This window comes from Brevibacterium sp. CBA3109 (assembly GCF_040256645.1).
Classification (GTDB): Bacteria; Actinomycetota; Actinomycetes; order Actinomycetales; family Brevibacteriaceae; genus Brevibacterium; species Brevibacterium koreense.
The window spans coordinates 1376685-1395069 of record NZ_CP158281.1 but is presented as its reverse complement, the minus strand read 5'-3'; the positions used below and the strand labels follow the sequence as shown (position 1 = coordinate 1395069).

The window sequence follows — 18385 nt, the reverse complement described above, 5'->3', positions numbered from 1 at the left end:
CGAAAGGCATACTTGATGAGTCCCGTCCTCCTGATGGTGATCGGTCTCGCGATCCTGGCACTCGGATACCTCGTGTATTCGAAGTACCTCGCGAAACGCGTGTATCGCCTCAATGACGAATTCCGCACCCCATCCCACGAACTCAAAGATGGGGTCGACTACGTCCCCACCAACAAATTCATCCTCTGGGGCCACCATTTCACCTCGGTCGCCGGGGCCGCGCCCATCGTCGGTCCGGCCGTCGCGCTGATCTGGGGCTGGGTTCCCGCCTTCCTCTGGGTCACGCTCGGCACGGTCTTCTTCGCCGGGATGCACGATTTCGGTGCACTGTGGGCCTCGGTGAGGAATAAGGGTCAATCTATCGGCGCCCTGTCGGGCCGCTACATCGGCAAACGCGGCGCGGGTCTCTTCCTGGTCGTGATCTTCATCCTTCTGCTCATGGTGATCGCGGCCTTCGCCGTCGTCATCACCGGCCTGCTCATCTCGACTCCGACTGCGGTCATTCCGACCTGGGGTGCGATCGGTGTTGCTCTGCTGGTCGGCCTGGCCGTCTATCGTCTGCGCATGCCGCTGGTGTGGGTCACCATTGTGGGCGTCATCGCGCTCTACGGTCTCATCGCCCTCGGCAATGCTGTTCCCGTCGTCCTGCCGGAGACGTTCCTCGGCATGACCCCGACGGTCTTCTGGATCCTGACGCTGTTCGTCTACGGAGCCTTCGCGTCATTGCTTCCGGTGTGGGTGCTGCTGCAGCCACGCGACTACATCAACGGCGTTCAGCTGTTCATCGGCCTCATCCTGCTCTACGGAGCGGTGGTCGTCGGCATGTTCGTCACCGACGGTGCCCACGACATCGTGACACCGGCCATCAACATGAACGTTCCCGAGGGTACTCCCAGCATGGTGCCGCTCCTCTTCGTCACGATCGCCTGTGGCGCGATCTCCGGTTTCCACGGCATGGTCTCCTCGGGCACCAGTTCCAAACAGCTGGACAAAGAGACTGACTCCCGATTCGTCGGCTACTTCGGTGCCGTCGGCGAAGGCCTCCTGGCACTGGGCACGATCATCGCGATCTCCGCCGGGCTGCGCACGGTTGCCGAATGGAAAGAGCTCTACAGCGAATTCGGCCAAGCCGGCGTGCAGTCGTTTGTCCAGGGCGGTGGCATGCTCATGGAATCCGGACTGGGCCTGCCTGCGTCGCTGAGCACCACTTTGCTCGCCACGATGGCAGTGCTGTTCGCTGCGACTTCGCTCGATACCGGATTCCGACTCATGCGGTTCGTCGTCCAGGAGATGGGCGAACGCGTCAACCTCAAGATCGGCAAGTACACCGCAACCGGAGTCGTCGTCGTGCTCGGCATGGGTCTGACCTTCTCACAGGGGCTGGGAGGAGAAGGCGGTCTGCGCATCTGGCCGCTCTTCGGCACCACCAACCAGCTGATGGCATCACTGACGCTGATGATCCTCGCGGTGATGCTGATTCGGAAGCGGCGCAACCCGTGGCCGGCGCTCATCCCGCTGGCCATCGTGTTCGTCATGTCGTTCTGGGCAGCAATCGATCAGCTCTTCAGCTTTGCGGCCCCGGGAAGCGCTGACTGGCTGCTGTTCATCATCGACTGCATCATCATCATCAGCAGTGTGTTCGTCGCGATCGAAGGCATCAAGGCGATCATCCGGGCTCGTAAGGAACCGCCGGAGTCCGACGATGCCGATGAGCAGCTCGAAGCGGTACGCGAAGAGGTATGACGTTTGCCTGACACCAGCGGCATGGACGCGGCTCAGCCTTGGACGAGGGAACTCGCTCAGCGCTGGGCCGCGTTCCGTGACGGTTTGGACGAGTTCTACAAGGGGCCATACCGTCAGATGTTCGCCCGGGAGAAGCAGAATGAGGATGATTTCTTCACCCTGATCGTTCTGGGCGAAGCACTCGGTGTGCCCGATCCCGCCGCGTACTACACGGCTGAGTTCCTCCCCAGCCTCTACCAGGACTTCCACGCATGGCATCGTCGCATGGGCATGCCCGACTCACCTTTGGACCACATCGCATGCTGCTGAAATCAATAGACGGCCTCCGAGTGGTCTTCGTCGGTGGTAAGGGCGGCGTCGGGAAGACGACGGTCGCCTCGTCCCTGGCCGTGGCTCACGCACTGCGCGGCAAACGAGTTCTCGTCGTCTCCACGGACCCTGCCCACAACCTCGGGCACCTCTGGGACCGTGAGGTCGGTGACGCACCCGTGCGACTGACCAGCTTCACCGAGAACGACACCTCCGGCGGATATGTCGATGGAATGGAGATCGATCCGAAAGCGACGCTTGAACGACACTTGGCCTCCGTCGAACGCACGATGAAGCGGATGCTTCCCGAACGCATGCGTCCCCATGCCGAACGCCACCTCGCTTTGGCGCGCGAGGCTCCCGGCAGCTTCGAATCTGCTGTCCTCGAACGTGTCGCCGACGCGGCGGCACTGGGCATGGAGGCCTACGATCTCGTTGTCTTCGATACCGCGCCGACGGGACATACGCTCAGGCTCCTCGCCCTCCCTGCGCAGCTGACGACGTGGACAGAGTCGCTGCTGAAGAACCGTGACCGCTCAGAACGCTATTCGGCGGCGATGCGCAGCATTGCAGGGACATCCGGTGATGATCCTTCGACCGAGGCGGATGCGCAGCTGCGTCGGACCCTGATTCAGCGCCGGGACCGTTTCGAGAATCTGCGCACGGTGGTCACCGACCGGGCACGGACCGGCTTCCTCATCGTATTCACCCCTGAGAGAATGCCCGTTGCCGAGACCCTGGAGCTGGCGAAGTCCCTCACGGACATCAAGATCCCACTGTCGGCGCTGGTGGCTAATCGGCGTTCGCCCGCGGATGCCGGTCAGCTGCTCAGGGACCGCCGCGACGCCGAAGACTCACAGGTGGAACGCGTGAAGCTGACGCTGCCCGACATTCCTCTGTCTGAGCTCCCGCTGATGCCAGGTGAGCTGGTGGGAAGCCAGGCGCTCGTGGACTTCGCCCACCTGCTGTCCTGAGCGCTCTCACCGCTTCGCATCGGGCCTGATTCGGCAGAAGGTCAGATCCCAGGCGGTTGCGCGTATAGTCGAAGAGGAGCTGACTGCAGTTCCACGACGATTGGAGGCCGGATGCCCGGCACCGCTCAACCGACCAGAACCTCGGCGAACATTGACGCGCCGAACAACGATCTGCTCAGCCTCGGCCTCCTCGCCGACTCCTCGATGGAGAACGAGAGGCGACTGCCGATCCATCCCCATCACCTCGACCGCATCGACCCCGAGGTCCGAGCCCGGATGATCGTCGAACGCGGCTACGGTGCCGACTTCCAACTGGAACCCGGCTATATCGAAGCGCGTGTCGGACGAGTCGCGGAACGCTCCGAGGTGATCGCCTCCGCTGAGGTGCTGCTCCTGCCCAAGCCCCAGTCCGACGATGTGGAGTCCATTCCCGAAGGCCGCATCCTGTGGGGATGGCCGCACTGTGTCCAAGATGCCGAGATGACACAGACCGCGATCGACCGCCGACTCACACTCATCGCGTTCGAGGCGATGAACCACTGGACACGTCAGGGAGACTTCAGTCTGCACGTGTTCCACAAGAACAACGAGCTCGCTGGCTACTGTTCTGTCCAGCACGCTCTGAGCCTCCGCGGTTCGACCGGTGACTACGGCCCACGACTCAGCGCGGTCGTCATCGGATTCGGTGCGACGGCACGTGGTGCCGTGACCGCACTCAAGGCACAGGGAATCTACGACATCCAAGTGCTGACCCAGCGAGGGGCCGCAGCCGTCGGATCGCCGATCCACAGCGCACACATCACCCAGCTCAACACCGACGAGGGTCCCACCCATCTGAGTACGGTGGTCACCGACGACGGCGACGTTCTGCTCCCGACCTTCCTCGCCTCACACGACATCGTGCTCAACTGCACGCTCCAGGACGTCTCCGCGCCGATGACCTACCTGCGCACAGAGGATCTCAGGGAATTCACCCCAGGCAGCCTGATCATCGACGTCTCGTGCGATGAGGGAATGGGCTTCGAATGGGCGAAACCCACCACATTCGACGACCCGATGTTCACCGTCGGCCAGGGAATCAGCTACTACGCCGTCGACCACAGTCCGTCGTACCTGTGGAATTCGGCCACGTGGGAGGTCAGCGAAGCACTCCTGCCCTACCTCCGCACAGTCCTGGAAGGACCGGATGCGTGGGCACAGATTCCCACCATCTCTCGGGCCATCGAAATCGAGGGCGGAGTGATCAAGAATCCGTACATCCTGAGTTTTCAGGACCGGAAGCCCGAGTACCCGCATCCCCGTGCTGCCGGGGAGGGCTGAGCCCGCACCACAACGGCGAACATTGCTTCGCCCCTCAGAGAGCGAGCATTGCCGTAGTGACCGCACCGCTCGCTCCCCCTGGCCCCAGTGTTCCCATCTCCTCGCGGAGCAGCAGATGCGCGCCGGTAATCGCTGCTGCGAGGGCTTCATCGTGACCGACAGGAAAGAACAGGTCCGCTCGGCCGCGGACGATCAGAGTCGGGATTCGCAGATTGCCCGAGCGCTCACGCCAGCGCGGTGAGCAGTCGAGTCGAGAGAAGATCATGCCCAACTGGTTCACCTCGTGGCGTTGCCTCTCCCGGGCGAGGGGCCACTCCCAGTTTCGTCCGGCGCCGGGCGAGCGAACAGGCTCGACAAGATGGCCTGATCGTGGTCGGGCAGGGGATCCTCATCGCGACCGAAACTCTCCACACCGAGCTCGACGCCGTTCACTCTCATCGAAGCCGTATGGCTCGATAACACCACGTGCTGGCTGAGGCTTCGCCGTCACAAGCTGCGTTCATCATCCGCGTTGCAGCCGATCTAACCCGGTCGCGAAGCTCCTCGGGCCGATCGATCACCACCTGGCAGCCAAGCGCCCCGATAACGGAGGAAAGACGGCGAGCCAGGTTGGGCAGAGCGACCGCAACCCGCGCAGTCGGTGACTGCGCGCACAGAACCTGCAGAGTTCGTCGGCGTAGCCTGGCAACATGGCACAACACCGTTCCCCATGGGACCCCTACACGTCCGGTGCACGGTTCTATGACCTGCTTTCAGGCGAGGTCTTCTACCGGGCCGGCCGCGTCGCCGGGATTGCAATGCTGGGTCCGCAGCCGGGCGAGGTTGTGCTCGACGTTGGCTGCGGCACCGGCCTGAACTTCGAACGCCTGACGACGGCAGTGGGTCCAACAGGGCGAGTGATAGGACTCGACCGCAGCGAGCACATGCTGCGCGTCGCCCACGACCGCATCGACCGGAACAGGTGGACGAATGTGTCCCTGGTTCGCGCCGACGCGACCTGCTTCACCGCCGACCAGCTCCCTGCCGATCACATCAACGCAGTGCTGGCGACCTACGCACTCAGCGTCACAGGCGATCCTGACGCCGCCTGGCGGCGAATCAAAAGCGTTGCGAAACCCGGGGCTCGGGTGTGTGTGGTCGACATGCAGAAACCGACCGGGTGGGCTCAGGTGTTCACTCCGCTGGCACGACTTGCCTGCTCAATGGGCCGTTCTGATATCGAGGCCAAACCGTGGCAGCTCCTGCAGCGCGACGCGCGCCAGGTTCAGGTCCGCAGTCTTCGCGGCGGGCACATCCAGGCCGCCTGCGGAACGATGCCCTGACCCCAGCCCTGCTGCAGGCTGCTCGTCAACAGTGTTCGGGGCCGGCACAGCGGCATCTGCGAGACGCGAAAACTCCGCGTTCGATCCCATGGTGTGTTGTACAGGTGTGGTCCGCCCCCGCGTGTCCCAGCCGAGTCTTCAAGCAACCTTCAGCGGCGTGCCCTCGACGGCCTATTCCCCGCAGCACGCGCCGCCCCACTCTCTGTGCTTTTCGATCACCGCCCTTGAGGTGCTGCTCACACCCAGGCAGTTTCCCGACATTTGGCGCCAGAGGACCCGATCACGGAATCAACTTCGGACGGAATACGGCAATAACGACAGCCGTCGAATCGGAACTCCACCGCTGTCGGCAGTCGAATGACACCTCAGCGACCATCGTGTCCGTCCCGAGACGAGCAGGCCACGATCAGGCGCATGGTTATACCGATTGTGCCATCGCGCCGTGCACCCGCACCGCAGCCGGTTTGCGCGCGGCGCGGACGCCGTTGAGGATGACGACGACCTCGGCGACCTCGTGGACGAGAACGACACCGGCCAGACCGAGCACGCCGAACAAAGCGAGAGGGAACAGGACGACGATGATCGCCAGCGCCAGGGCGATGTTGGCCGTCATGATGCGCCTGCCTCGGCGGGCGTGAGCAATGGCGGCAGGGAGCAGTCGCAGGTCGTGGCCGGTGAAGGCGATGTCGGCCGACTCCACCGCGGCCGCGGAGCCCGTCGCTCCCATAGCAATGCCCACGGTCGCAGACGCCAGCGCGGGGGCATCGTTGATGCCATCGCCGACCATCGCAGTCGGGCGCTCCGCCGTCAAGCGCGTGATCGCGTCGGCTTTGTCGGTCGGGAGCTGTTCAGCGCGCACATCATCGATGCCGGCCTCGACAGCCAGCGCGCGGGCCGTGCGGGCGTCGTCTCCGGTGAGCATGACAGTGTTGATGTCTTGAGCGTGGAGCATCCGCACGGTTTCAGCGGCCTCGGGTCGGAGCTCGTCGCGCACGCCGATCAGGCCCACGGTTCCCCCGTCGGCTTCAACCACCACGACGGTCATGCCGGCCTCAGCCAGCTCATCAGCATCGGTACGCAGACCACCCGGATCAATCCACCTGGGGCTGCCGGTCCTGATCACGCGCCCGTCGACACGGCCGAGAACTCCGCGCCCCGCGTCTTCACTCACATCACTCGCCACCTGGGCATTGGGCACGGAGGCGCTGATGGCGGAGGCCAACGGGTGCGTGCTGGCCGCTTCAACTGCGGCCGCCCATGTCAGCAAGGTCTCACGGGCGATTCCGCTGACGGTGCGGACCTCGGTCACCTGAGGATGGCCCTGCGTGAGGGTCCCGGTCTTGTCGAACGCGACTGTGCGAATGGTGCCGAAGCGCTCGAAGGCGCCCCCTGACTTGATGACCACACCGAACTTGGACGCTGAGCCGATAGCGCTGATGACGGTGACGGGCACGGCGATCGCCATCGCGCACGGTGAGGCGGCGACCAGCACGACGAGCGCCCGCTCGACCCATGTCCAGGGGTCGCCGACGACAACCCCGAACAGCGCCACGAGTCCGGCGGCCACCAGCACAGCAGGGACGAGGGGCCGGGCAATACGGTCAGCCAGCCGGGCGCGCTCTCCCTTACGGGCGTGTGCCTGCTCGACCAGCTCGACGATCTGGGTCAGCGAGTTCTCACGCCCGTCAGCCGTAGCCTCGATAAGCAGTGAGCCTGAGCCGTTGACAGACCCTGCGGGCACTGGTTCGTCGGGCCCGACTTCGACGGGGATCGACTCCCCGGTGACAGCGGAGGCGTCGATACTGGACCGCCCCTCAACGACGACACCATCAGTCGCAAAACGCTCGCCTGCGCCGACCCTAAGGAGATCGAGCTTGCGCACATCTGCCACCGGAACGACCGTGTCGCCTCCCTCCTGGGAGATGCGAGCAGTCTCAGGGATCAGAGTCAGCAGCGCGCGAAGACCCTCCTTCGCGCGAGCCATCGCGCGATCTTCCAAAGCTTCTGCCAAGGAGAAGATAAATGCCAGTGCGGCAGCCTCGGGAACGTGACTGAGCAGCACCGCGCCGACCGCGGCGATCGTCATCAGCAAACCGACGCCGAGCCGGCCGTGGAGCAAGCCGCGCACCGCGCCGGGCACGAACGTAAAGGCGCCGGCCAGCAGGCCAATCCATTGCGTCACCAGCGCAGAGATATCCAGGCCTGACCAGGCCAGCACATACCCGACGATGAGGAACAACCCCGAGATCGCCGAGGGCAACAGGGCAGCATCTTTCCACCACTGTGGGCGGGCTTCAGGCTCCTCGCCCGTTTCTGACGGGCCTCGTACTGGGACAGACCCACAGCACGCATCACCCTCATCGCGCCTCACATCCGCAGCCTCCTCGCCGCCGCAGCAGGCATCTCCCGAGGAATTCGAGGCGCCCCCGTCAAGCATGCGCAGGAGCGTTCGACGGCTGCTCCTCTTCGGACGAATCGGCTCATCGACCCCGCAGCACTCGTCGCTCACTGCGATTCCCCCTCGCAGGCTGCGCGACAACCCGGCACCGTGCACTGCGGGTCCAGGCAAGGAACACTCTCATCGATTGCCAGCGTCACGTCGACCAGCGCGGTCAGCGCCGCAGCAATGTGGCGGTCGGCGATCTCATACCGGGTTTGGCGCCCCTCTTGCTCGGATACGACAATGCCACAGCCCCGCAGGCAGGACAGATGGTTAGACACGTTCGTACGCGTCAGCTCCAACTCGCGGGCGAGTTTCGCCGGGTATCCGGGCTCGTCGAGGAGGGCCAGAAGGATGCGAGAGCGAGTCGTGTCCGCCATGGCGCGGCCAAGCCGGTTCATGACTTCTACCCGCGAAGCAATAGTCAGCATACACTGACCATACAGCAATCGATGACCTATCCTCTACGCGCAGATGGTGGACGGGGTGGCAAAGATAGGGACTGCTGCACAGCTTGGTGACAATGTCCCGAGCGACAACCCCGCACCTACCAACGAACGGAATCGAGCCACCGCCGAGCAACGAAACAATGATTGAGGATCACACACTCGAAGGATCAGTGCACAGTCCCGTCGCGATGGCAACGATTCATTCCACAACCCGTGCACGCGCCGACCGGTTTACGTCGAAAACGCTGCCAACCCGAGTTCGGGTCGGCAGCCTGAGCGGTCACCCGCCCCACTCACATCGTTCATTCACACGTTGAAACGGAACTCCACCACGTCGCCATGGCTAGCACCCTTGGGCTCATGCCCCGGTTGATCCTTGGACGTTGCTGGCCACGTGGAGCATCCTCCTCGCGGCAGCCTTCACCAGGCTTCGGAGTTCGTCAGGACGATCGATCACCACCTCGCAGTCGAGTACCGCGATGACCGACGGTAGCCAGTCGAGATTGTGCGCATGGATCTCGGCCCGATGCCAGGGCGGGGCGTCTTCGCGCTCCCGTTCCACAGCACGATCCAGTCTTTCGAGTCGAGCCACGCTCCTCGGCAGGTGGCCCCTGATTCGCTCCTCGGTCTCTCGAATGCGCAACACGACCTGCCCCCGATAGTCCGCAGCGGCGAAGTGGTCAAGGAGACGATCTTCCACGTCGGATCGCAGCGGCTGTGCGAAGGTTCCATCTATCGACCGAGCTGATTGAATACGGTCTACCCGGAAGGTGCGTTCCTCCTGCCGGTCCGTGTCGAATGCGATGAAATACCACCGGTTCGAGTGCGCGACCAGGCCAAAGGGGTGAAGCGTGCGCCGCGACGGGACGCCATCACCACGGACGTAGCGCAGATCGAGGACGCGTCGAAGGCTCACTGCTTCTGCGACGGTCAGCATCACGGCAGGATCGGGAGCGACTCCCCCGTGCTCGGGTGTACACGTCATTACCTCGAGGAAGGCATCGATCCGCTTCGCATCGGTGATCGGCAACGCTCGCTTGATCTTGGACAGGGCAGTCTGCGCGGCAATCCCAGGTTCGGTTGATGCCGCCTGTGCGCGGGCAAGCCCAAGGAAGACCGCGACGACTTCCTCAGTGCTGAACATGAGCGGGAGGACGCGCTGGCCGGGGGCGAGCCGGTAGCCGCCGTAGCGCCCTCGCAATGCCTCGACGGGCACTCCCAGATCGAACAGTCGCGCCACATCTCTGCGAACCGTCCGCTCGTCGACACCGAGGCGATCAGCCAGCTCGACAACAGTGCGCAGCTGCGCGGACTGCAGCAGCTCGAGCAATTGCAACGTTCGTGCAGTGGTGCCGGCCATGACACCGATCATCGCGCAGATACCGGACTGTTTTCGCCCGGTTTCGCCAGCAACTTCATATTCGTGGCTCGATTCATGGGGCCGCCCGTTCACAACCAGAGGAGACAGCAATGCAGTTGGCAGCCACCCGCATCTTCACCGACGACGTCGACGCGCTCGTCGAGTTCTACGCATCATCCACCGGAATCACCGCCGAGCGGATCCATCCGATGTTCGCCAAGCTTCGTACACCATCCGGCACGCTAGCCATCGCCAGCACTGCCACCGTTCCGTTGCTCGGCGACCATGTCGCCAATGCTCGCGCGAATCTCAGTGTCGCCTTGGATTTCCTCGTCGACGACGTCGACGCGACTTACGAAGCTCTTCAGGATGTCGTCAAAGTGTTCGTCAAGGAACCGACAGATATGCCATGGGGCAACCGTTCGCTCCTCGTCAGGGATCCAGACGGCAATCTGCTCAACTTTTTCACGCCGATCACTCAGTTAGCCCGGGACCGTTTCTCGAACGAGACTCAGGATTAGAAGCGGGAGTTCAGGTGCGCCAGGTGGTCACGAAGCACACCTCTGGCGGCGGGGAACCGCCATCCCGGATCGACACACCACGATGCAAGCAAACTCGAACTACACGTTGAAGCGGAACTCCATCGCGTTCCGGCACGGACCAACCTCTGGCCGAAGTCCATCACATCAGTGACCGCACGCCTTTCACAACTTCGACGCTGCAGAGATCGTCAGGGCGTGCCTGCTGCAGGAGGGGCAGGCAGCGGCTTCACCATGATCAAACAGGGGGTGCCTTCACCCCAAAGCGCGGCCTCCTCCAGCGACAGGAAAACCCACCGCTCATAGAAGTGGCGAGTGCGCGCATACCCGGGATCCGGGTGCGATCCTCCGAGCGTCTTCACCTGCAACAACCGCACCCCACGGCAAACCGCATCGTCTTCGACAGCTCTGAGCATTGCCGTGCCAACGCCGGCCCCGTGGACCGACCGGCCGACGACGGCGAGGTGCACCTCGGCAACATGCGGAAAGTGGAGATCGATCAGCGTGACACCGACGACCTCTCCCTCGCTGTTAACGACCGTCCATGTCTCCTTGGAGCGAGCCGCCTCGATGTACTCGTCATTGGATTCCGGCTACCCGAACCGCTCGGGGACCGTGGCGAGCAACCGTGCGACGTCATCAGGTACCTGCCGGCCGAGCTCAGCAACCCATGCAGTGCCGCTCATGCGACCTCGAGGGGCGTGATCGCGGCGACCTTGTCACGCAGCGCCCGCCGCTCGAGCCGCAGCTCGTAGTTCGACTGCAGACTCATCCAGAACTCCTCGGACGTGCCGAAGTACCGTGCCAGCCGGATCGCCGTACCAGCCGTGATGCCACGCTTGCCGTGCACGATCTCGTTGATCCGACGCGGTGGCACACCGATCGAGACCGCCAGCTTGTTCTGCGTGATCCCGAAGCCCTCGATGAAGTCCTCCATCAGGATCTCCCCAGGGTGGATCGGCTCAATCAGGTCGCTCTCAGTAGTAGTCGACGAGTTCGACATTGTCCGCACCTCCATCTCTCCAGACGAAGCAGAGACGCCACTGGGCGTTCACCCGGATGCTGTGCTGACCACGACGATCGCCGACGAGCCGCTCCAGCTGGTTGCCCGGCGGGACCCGGAGGTCCTCGACATCCTTCGCCGCATGGATCAACTCGAGCTTCCGCAGGGCCGCCCGCTGTACCTTCCGGTCAACCCGTTTGACGTACTGCTCGTGCCAGATGCGCTCGGTGTCCTTGCTGCCGAACGATCTGATCACGAGGCCAGTCTATAACGGACACCGTCATTAACGCTATACGTTAAATCGGAACTTCACCGCGTTCCGTAGCTGAACAACCTAGATCGGGGGCTGACTGGCCAGGGCCCCGCTCATGCCCGCTTCACTTGAGTCTCCGGCCCGGACGCGGTCCCCGGGGCGGCGATCATCTCGAGCGCCTCCCGGGCAGCCATCGTCACGCCCTGGTGGGACTCGAATCCCGCCTCGCGCCACCGGTCGCTCGAACGGCTGGTTTGCCTCCCCGTCACGACGGACATGAGTAGCCGGATCACCAGGAAGCCGGGGAAGCCGACGACCATCAGCCAGATGCCCACCTCGAAGTGGAACAGCGACAGTCCGAGCCCGACGAGGGCAGCGGCCAACAATGCCATCGAGAGGATCAGCAGCGGCCAGAGCACCATGTTGTACGCACGATGGGAACGGGCCAGGCGCTCGTGCAGGGCAACCACCTCCGACATGCTCACTCGTCGAGTAGTGGGGTAGTGCTGGAACAGTTGCTGATGGTTCTCCTCGCCCTTCGACCGCTGTTCGATGATCGTGCCATCAGCAGCGATGTGCCACTGGACTCGCCACGGCAACTTCGCGTCCGATGCCATTCTCCGCCATCACCTCTCGCTGGCCGTCAGCTCACACATTAAACCGGAACTCCACCACGTTCCGTAGCCGAATAACCTTTGGCCCACGGCGCTGAGGCCCAGGACAACGGCAGCCAAGGCGGGATGACTACCTCGACGGTTCGGCAACACGAGCAGCATTTCATCTTGCCCAGCGCTTGCGAGAAGTTGAAGGTTCACGAGCAAGATTCCGAGGCGACCAACCACTCGCCCGCAGTCCGAGATGTCGCCCTCAGCTGAGGGTGTTCCTGCACGATCTCGAGCTGTCGCTCCGCCGACAGCCCGAGTTCGTGCAGGACGTTGAGGATCACGACCGCAGTCGTCGCCTCGACGACGGCGATCAGCTCTTCGATTGAATGGTTCGGCGTCCTACCTTCATGCGCGAGATCATTGCGGGCCCGCGTCGTCCTCTTCGCCCAGTGTGCAACGTCCGGCACTAGAAACCTGATCGCTTCCTCATCGGGTCTCGCGGCTAGGGCGTGAAGCCGGTCCCGAAGCGTCGGATCATTGCGGATGGCCCCCTTAAACCTGTCTCGATGCTCTTCGGCGACCTGGGCCAGCATCGCGTCGCGCATCGCCGCGAACTCCGCCTTAGGGAAGGGCTTCTCGTCGATGCGGAGGTTGCGGTGCAGAACCTCAGCAGCGCCCACGGCCGTCAGCAGGTTGTTCTCGACGAAACGGGCGGGCGCGTAGCGCAGGCCCAAGACCATGTTCGTTGCTGCCTCCAGTCGACCATGAGCCTCGCACCAGCGGGGCAGGATCTCCTCGAAAGGGAGCGAGTCGCAGGTGAAGAGCACTTGGTGGTGGTCGACCGCCTTCGCATCATGCGCGCCCAGCGCAGGCGGCGAAAAGAGCACGCTGGCGCGCCGACGCGGCAGGGTCTGACCGTCTGGCAGCAGTGACTCGGTACCGGCCACCTCCAGCCGGAGCCAGATCACGCCTGCCGCACGGTGCGTCGCCAACGCGATGAGGTCCTGCACCTGGCTCGCTGCGTTCATGGCAGCGCTCAGCGAGAACGGCTCGGCCGGAGTGACTCGAATGGAGACCGTGTCCCGCATGCGTCCGACGGTCTCGCCCTTGAGCTGGTCGAAGCGCGGAAGCGTGTGCGTATGCACGAGGCGATACTCGGTTCCGTCAACCACGACCGACTGCGCGTCAACGGGCTTCACCGAAATGCTCCCGGTTCCGTCGAACTTGCCTTCGGGAGCACTAATGACTCCTTCGAACACGGACGATGCGGCCCAAAGCCCCATATCCTCGACCGAGACCTCGGCCCCGGAGAAGGCCTGGTCCGCCTCGCCGCTAACGTGCGCACCGACGATCGCGACCGTCGCGGTCACGGTCTGCTTGTCGGGGCTGTCCACCCGCGCGAACATCGTCCGCTTCCCGCCGGTCGGGACGCATCCGAGAAGGGTGAGCTCGCGATGCTCAGCCGCTCCGTGGATCACGTCCCACGTCCTGGTACCCTCGTGGACAGCGATGACGTCGAGGGCAGGATGCGACATGATTCGCTCTTCGAAAGCGCCAATCAACGAGAGCGTGAGGCCGCCTTCGGAATCATAGTGTAAGACGCCTGGAACCTGCTCTTCGGGGGCATCCGGCAACCACCATAGGCCAGCCCACTCACCGGACTCATCGAGGTTCAAAGGTTCGTTGGACATAATTCTCTCCAACGGAGGCTTCTTCTTCGCACGACCGGTACTCCCCCGCGACGGAACTCCACCTACACGACCTCCCGTTTGTCGCTTATCAGCGTCAATACTTCGCCCAGGAGCACATATGCCTGAAGGAACACGAAACGGGCCTCCTGTACCGAAACCTCTGCATGAGTGCCCGCCGAGCACCGGTCGAACAGGTCGGAAATCCCCCGGCGGATTCGGTCACGTCTAGCCTTCGACGCATCTGTCGAGTGCACGTAGGCCTGCAAGCGGTTTAGGACATTATGGTCCCCAACCTTTAGCGACAGCCCGCCGACGTCATACATACCGTCTGCAGCCGGAAACAAATGGTCGGCAACCCCGACGATTAGGCGGCGGCAGGTGGTCAGAGCATGACTGACAGATTCAGGGTCACCTTCTCGTAGGCGCATTGACACCTTCTCGATCTTGTCGAGCACCGAGCCGCCAGCCTCGGCGAGCATGCCATCCACCTGAGCCTGCGCCTGGGCAAACAGCGTCGCCTGCAATTCGCTAAACAGGAGTTCGTTATAGATCTCTACCAAGAACTCATAGACAGTCGAGATGACTTGTTTGCAGACCGACGTTCCACGGCTTACCAGTAATGCGTGCGACGCGATGCGGTTGTCGTGATCCCGACTCGAAATGAAGGCCATTTCGCCGGAGTAGTTGCCACCGCCGTGCAACGCATCAATAGCCTGCTGGGAACTCGTGACCGTCGACTCGATCTCAGTTAGCGGATCGACACGGTACATAGGGCCGCCCCCGTCGGTCTTTTTAGGTGGGATGCGTCGACCAGCAGATTCAGCCCACTTGGCCCACCCAGAGCCAGCGTAGCCGCTTCGTTCAAACGCCAAGAACTCCTGCAGATCGTCGTGCCCAACAAGTCGCGCCAGACGGCTCGCTTTTAGTACGACTTCAGACGCCTTCAATCTTTGAAGTTCAATGTCTTCGAGTAGCGCTTCCGAAAGGAGCAGCGCCTCGACTTGTCTGTCCATGACTCAATCAAAGCATAGGAATCACCTGTTCTCCATAAGTGCCGCTGGGGAACATGGGTGGCGCTAGTGCGAGCGCAACACTGTCAGCAAGAGCGAATCCGGAAGGCACTATTTCGAAAACCGAAATTCCACCACTTTCCGTAGCGGAATAACCTTTCGCTAGTCGTGGGTCAGGGTCCCACTACGCCGGCCAGCGCCCACCGCATGGCCTACAGAATTTCGAAATTGCTCAGCTTAACGTCGGCGTCGTAGCCGCGGTTCACCAACCAGCCCGACATTCGCTCGAGTGCCTCTTCGTCGGTCGGGTGGTCCGGCTACTATGGTGCGAACATGTGGCCGCGGAGAACCTTCCATCTGACCGATCGCATCGACGAGGTCTGCCACGACCGATGCAGAACCCAGAAGCTGTTGATGGAGACCTGCGGCGGACGTCACCAAGTCCGTCTCCGGCGTCAATGTCGCCTTGGTCCATCGGATTCACCACCAAAACGGTACACACGAGGGACACCTCCAGGCCACACGACGAAGTACTCGCCAGTTTCCACTCGGACCTGCGGCTCATCCCCGTCTAGCACATCCTCGAACACACCGAGCGCAACTGAAGTGTTGCCGACTGACGTGAGACCTTCCTTCTCTTCGGGCCGCCGACAGGAAACCAAGGTTGTCTGAGAGTCGAAGAGGATCATCTCCGAAGCCAGCATGGAGCTCTCAATGTGCGCTACTTGATTGCGCGCCTGGGAGAACTCCGTTGAGTACCATCCAACGAGGTCCATTAGCCCTCCATACGGAGTCAAGAGGACATAGTGCTCGGCCTTGTCCCCGAGCGCATCGATCTGCCTACAGATCGCCTGCGCCGACGGTTCAAACAGTTCGTCTTGAAGAGAGCGCAGCACGCCAACGATCCTACTTTCCTCCCCATCGGTGAACCCGCGTGCGATCACAGAGCCTAGTTCCGCAGGATCGGCGTAGGTCTGGTTGAAGATCTTGTCGACCAAATAGTGCCGGGGAATGCGGAGGTTCATTCCGAGGATAGGACGCGATGTGTCGGCTTCTTTTGGGACGGTGTTCGCATGGGGGATCCTATCGGCGAGTCGCTGGTCGGCGTCAAGTGCCTCCCCCAGCGAGGTCCGCAGGGCATCGACTCGTTTGCCAGACAGAGGCTCGGTCGTCAAGCGCGCATCCTCGGCGGTCTGCCACCTGCCGATCTCGTCGAGAAACCTCTCCATAAGCCTCAACTCCATTGTGGTCAAATCCGTGGTTCGCTCGTCGAGAACTCCGAGTAGCCGCTGGTACTCCGACGCGGTTTGCTGGTCGTTGGCTGGGGGAAGGGGTCCATACGACAAGGCGAGCGCGGCCACTTGGGCCCTGTCGATGTAATGCGAAAGTTCTAACGACTGAGCATGGGCGGAGCCGCTGAACTTCATCTCCCACCAGTCCCAACGGCTGAACGGAGTCTCGCCACGTTCGGCTAGGTTTCGAGCGGATAGAATCTCAGCCCAAGTGCCGTGGGGCGTCACCAGCGCTCGGAGCTCAGCATCGGCTGAGTCTCGAGCGTCACCCTTGCCTGAAAGGTATTCCAGCCAGCCAGCGAGAACGAGTTGACCTGCTCTGACGTGTGCCCTCTGAGTCCCATCTTGATCGGAATACTGAAACAGCCCGCCAAGTTCCTCGGCAGCGAGGATAGCGGCTTTAGGCTTGTGCGCGTCGAGTGCGAGTTTGACCAGCTCGACCATCGCCCACGTCGCGCGGCTTGAGAGGTGTTCACGTTGATCCGGGGCGGTGAGTACGGCAAGGTTCTGCACACAGACGACGATCCGGCCAATGAGCTGATCGAACTCCGTCCCGCCTTGCTGAAGGACGTCGAGCCAGATTCGGGTGAAGCTGCGTAGGCATTCGTCAACGTATTCGGACGACCCCATGCGAGGTGCTTCGAGTGCCCTCGTCATAGCTTGATCAACGAACATGCCTGCGGCTCGCGGCGACAGGACAGCGTCCTGTTCAACTTCCCCGATGCTGCGCAATAGCCAGTCTCTACGGGTGAACGAAGCGCGACGAGAAGAATCAAATCCGTCTCGTTGGATCATCCAGGCACCCCGTACAACGTGTCCAAGCAATTCGACGGCCCGCTCCGCCGTGGCGAAGGCGCCGGATCGTATGTTCTCTCCGACGGCGTCTTTCAGGTTCGCAATCTCACGGTCTGTCTCTTCATCGGGCGTGACCGCCCCCGAGGATTCGAACTCGATGCTCGACTGCAACAGTCGGATGATCCGGCGCTGCTCCGATCCATCCAGTGGTTCGTGCGTGATAACGCGGAAGGCCGTTTCATCGAGGCGAGTACGATCACCAGGCTCAACGTCCAGGGTGATTTGCGGCGGGACGTATCTGCCGCTGCTCTCAGCCTTGGTAGAGCGGTTCTCAGTCACTCGCGGGGCGAGTGTGTCGAGTGCTTGTTTCACGGCATTCGACTTAATTGCCTTAATAAGACCGCCGCCCTGAGGTACTGGAATTCGGAGCGTGATGGTCGAGGATCTAAGGTTCAAGTGAGACCAGCCCGATGTGACGAGGCCATCCAGTTGCTTCGTCGCTACGGAGTATCTGCGCGAGACCTCTTCCAGGCGACTGGACAGAGACTCAACCAGCGAGGTTCGGACAACTTCGTCAAGCAACGACGGGTGCCCGAAAAGCTTGACTAGCTTGACCGTCGACCCCACCAATAGCACAACGGTTGGCGCGAACCACACGATCGCAATGCCAAGGACACCAAGCCCGCTCGACAGCCAAATCGTCTCGATGCCAATGACTACGTTTCCGACAAGACCGATGCCGACGAATCTGTCGGCTCCGATGTACTTGAGCACCCGTCCTCGAGAGGCTCCGATCGCGAGTGGGGCCTCGGCAAACAGTTGTGCGGCTATTGCAAGGCCGGCGAATCCGACCGACAGGAACGTCGTCTGCACCTGCCACAAGATTCCGTCACTTCCGTGTGCGGGCGGAAGGTGCGAGATGAGCCAGACGGAATCTCCAGCGTTGCGGGCAATAGCTAGCAGGACCACACTCACGATGAGCGAACCCAATAGTAAGATCAGACCGCGCCACGTCCGGAACCAATCGACCAGCCGCTTTAACATCGCCATGGCGCACCCCTCTCTACGCTCCGCCGTCACGAACTCTAACGGCATACACCGACATAGCTCGGCCTCCAGCCGAGCTTAAACGTCAGGCCAGTCGTTGATAAACGCCTCACCCCCTCCGAGGCCTTCTCGTTGCTTTTGCACTACGTCGTGTCCCACCGTTCAACGCCCCGGAAGCGGCAAACCCGTCATGAAGGGCCGACGAACTCGCCGCCGCCATGCCTACTTCCTCC

The 18385-nt window shown here is 62.4% G+C and carries 17 protein-coding genes; 6 read left to right on the top strand and 11 right to left on the bottom strand.

Annotated features, from left to right (window positions below):
* The first annotated feature begins 15 nt into the window (after positions 1-15).
* The 4 genes from AAFP32_RS06415 to AAFP32_RS06400 all read left to right on the top strand — a co-directional run bounded on the left by AAFP32_RS06415 (position 16) and on the right by AAFP32_RS06400 (position 4346).
* The gene (locus AAFP32_RS06415) at positions 16-1743 is read left to right on the top strand and encodes a carbon starvation protein A (RefSeq protein WP_350271098.1); all 1728 of its coding nucleotides are present in this window, start codon (positions 16-18) and stop codon (positions 1741-1743) included.
* A 3-nt stretch (positions 1744-1746) separates the two neighbouring features.
* Complete coding sequence (locus AAFP32_RS06410; RefSeq protein ID WP_418904347.1) at positions 1747-2052, top strand: cory-CC-star protein; 306 nt, start codon at positions 1747-1749, stop codon at positions 2050-2052.
* Complete coding sequence (locus AAFP32_RS06405; RefSeq protein WP_101620254.1) at positions 2043-3026, top strand: ArsA family ATPase; 984 nt, start codon at positions 2043-2045, stop codon at positions 3024-3026. The genes AAFP32_RS06410 and AAFP32_RS06405 overlap by 10 nt, the downstream gene beginning before the upstream one ends.
* A gap of 111 nt (positions 3027-3137) precedes the next feature.
* Positions 3138-4346: a N(5)-(carboxyethyl)ornithine synthase gene (locus AAFP32_RS06400; protein WP_101620253.1), complete on the top strand. Its 1209-nt coding sequence runs from the start codon at positions 3138-3140 to the stop codon at positions 4344-4346.
* Positions 4347-4380: 34 nt separating this feature from the next.
* On the opposite strand, the gene AAFP32_RS06395 is transcribed toward AAFP32_RS06400, so the two are convergent.
* Positions 4381-4611 (bottom strand): alpha/beta fold hydrolase, encoded by a 231-nt coding sequence (locus AAFP32_RS06395; protein ID WP_101620252.1) that lies wholly within the window; start codon positions 4609-4611, stop codon positions 4381-4383.
* Between the two features lie 424 nt (positions 4612-5035).
* Between AAFP32_RS06395 and AAFP32_RS06390 the strand changes: the two genes are divergently transcribed.
* Positions 5036-5668, top strand: a complete 633-nt coding sequence (locus AAFP32_RS06390) for a class I SAM-dependent methyltransferase (RefSeq protein WP_350271097.1) — start codon at positions 5036-5038, stop codon at positions 5666-5668.
* A 418-nt stretch (positions 5669-6086) separates the two neighbouring features.
* Here AAFP32_RS06390 and AAFP32_RS06385 read toward each other — a convergent pair whose 3' ends face one another.
* The 3 genes from AAFP32_RS06385 to AAFP32_RS06375 all read right to left on the bottom strand — a co-directional run bounded on the left by AAFP32_RS06385 (position 6087) and on the right by AAFP32_RS06375 (position 9917).
* Positions 6087-8105 (bottom strand): heavy metal translocating P-type ATPase, encoded by a 2019-nt coding sequence (locus AAFP32_RS06385; protein WP_420883386.1) that lies wholly within the window; start codon positions 8103-8105, stop codon positions 6087-6089.
* A gap of 68 nt (positions 8106-8173) precedes the next feature.
* The gene (cmtR, locus tag AAFP32_RS06380) at positions 8174-8539 is read right to left on the bottom strand and encodes a Cd(II)/Pb(II)-sensing metalloregulatory transcriptional regulator CmtR (protein ID WP_101620249.1); all 366 of its coding nucleotides are present in this window, start codon (positions 8537-8539) and stop codon (positions 8174-8176) included.
* Between the two features lie 376 nt (positions 8540-8915).
* The gene (locus AAFP32_RS06375; RefSeq protein ID WP_350271096.1) at positions 8916-9917 is read right to left on the bottom strand and encodes a YafY family protein; all 1002 of its coding nucleotides are present in this window, start codon (positions 9915-9917) and stop codon (positions 8916-8918) included.
* 110 nt (positions 9918-10027) lie between these two features.
* Here AAFP32_RS06375 and AAFP32_RS06370 point away from each other — a divergent pair, with 110 nt between their 5' ends.
* Positions 10028-10438, top strand: a complete 411-nt coding sequence (locus tag AAFP32_RS06370) for a VOC family protein (RefSeq protein WP_350271095.1) — start codon at positions 10028-10030, stop codon at positions 10436-10438.
* Between the two features lie 209 nt (positions 10439-10647).
* Here the strand turns inward: AAFP32_RS06370 and AAFP32_RS06365 are convergent, their stop codons facing one another.
* The 7 genes from AAFP32_RS06365 to AAFP32_RS06335 all read right to left on the bottom strand — a co-directional run bounded on the left by AAFP32_RS06365 (position 10648) and on the right by AAFP32_RS06335 (position 17978).
* The gene (locus AAFP32_RS06365; RefSeq protein WP_350271460.1) at positions 10648-10959 is read right to left on the bottom strand and encodes a GNAT family N-acetyltransferase; all 312 of its coding nucleotides are present in this window, start codon (positions 10957-10959) and stop codon (positions 10648-10650) included.
* Positions 10960-11138: 179 nt separating this feature from the next.
* Complete coding sequence (locus AAFP32_RS06360) at positions 11139-11459, bottom strand: HigA family addiction module antitoxin (protein WP_350271094.1); 321 nt, start codon at positions 11457-11459, stop codon at positions 11139-11141.
* Entirely contained in the window at positions 11434-11715 is a 282-nt protein-coding gene (locus tag AAFP32_RS06355; protein ID WP_350271093.1) for a type II toxin-antitoxin system RelE/ParE family toxin, read from the bottom strand. Before AAFP32_RS06355 ends, AAFP32_RS06360 begins: the two co-directional genes overlap by 26 nt.
* A gap of 110 nt (positions 11716-11825) precedes the next feature.
* On the bottom strand, positions 11826-12329 hold the full coding sequence (locus AAFP32_RS06350; RefSeq protein WP_350271092.1) for a hypothetical protein: 504 nt from the start codon (positions 12327-12329) through the stop codon (positions 11826-11828).
* Positions 12330-12523: 194 nt separating this feature from the next.
* Complete coding sequence (locus AAFP32_RS06345) at positions 12524-14008, bottom strand: HEPN domain-containing protein (RefSeq protein WP_350271091.1); 1485 nt, start codon at positions 14006-14008, stop codon at positions 12524-12526.
* Between the two features lie 62 nt (positions 14009-14070).
* On the bottom strand, positions 14071-15021 hold the full coding sequence (locus AAFP32_RS06340) for a hypothetical protein (protein ID WP_350271090.1): 951 nt from the start codon (positions 15019-15021) through the stop codon (positions 14071-14073).
* 452 nt (positions 15022-15473) lie between these two features.
* Positions 15474-17978, bottom strand: a complete 2505-nt coding sequence (locus AAFP32_RS06335) for a hypothetical protein (RefSeq protein WP_350271089.1) — start codon at positions 17976-17978, stop codon at positions 15474-15476.
* Positions 17979-18385 lie beyond the last annotated feature (407 nt).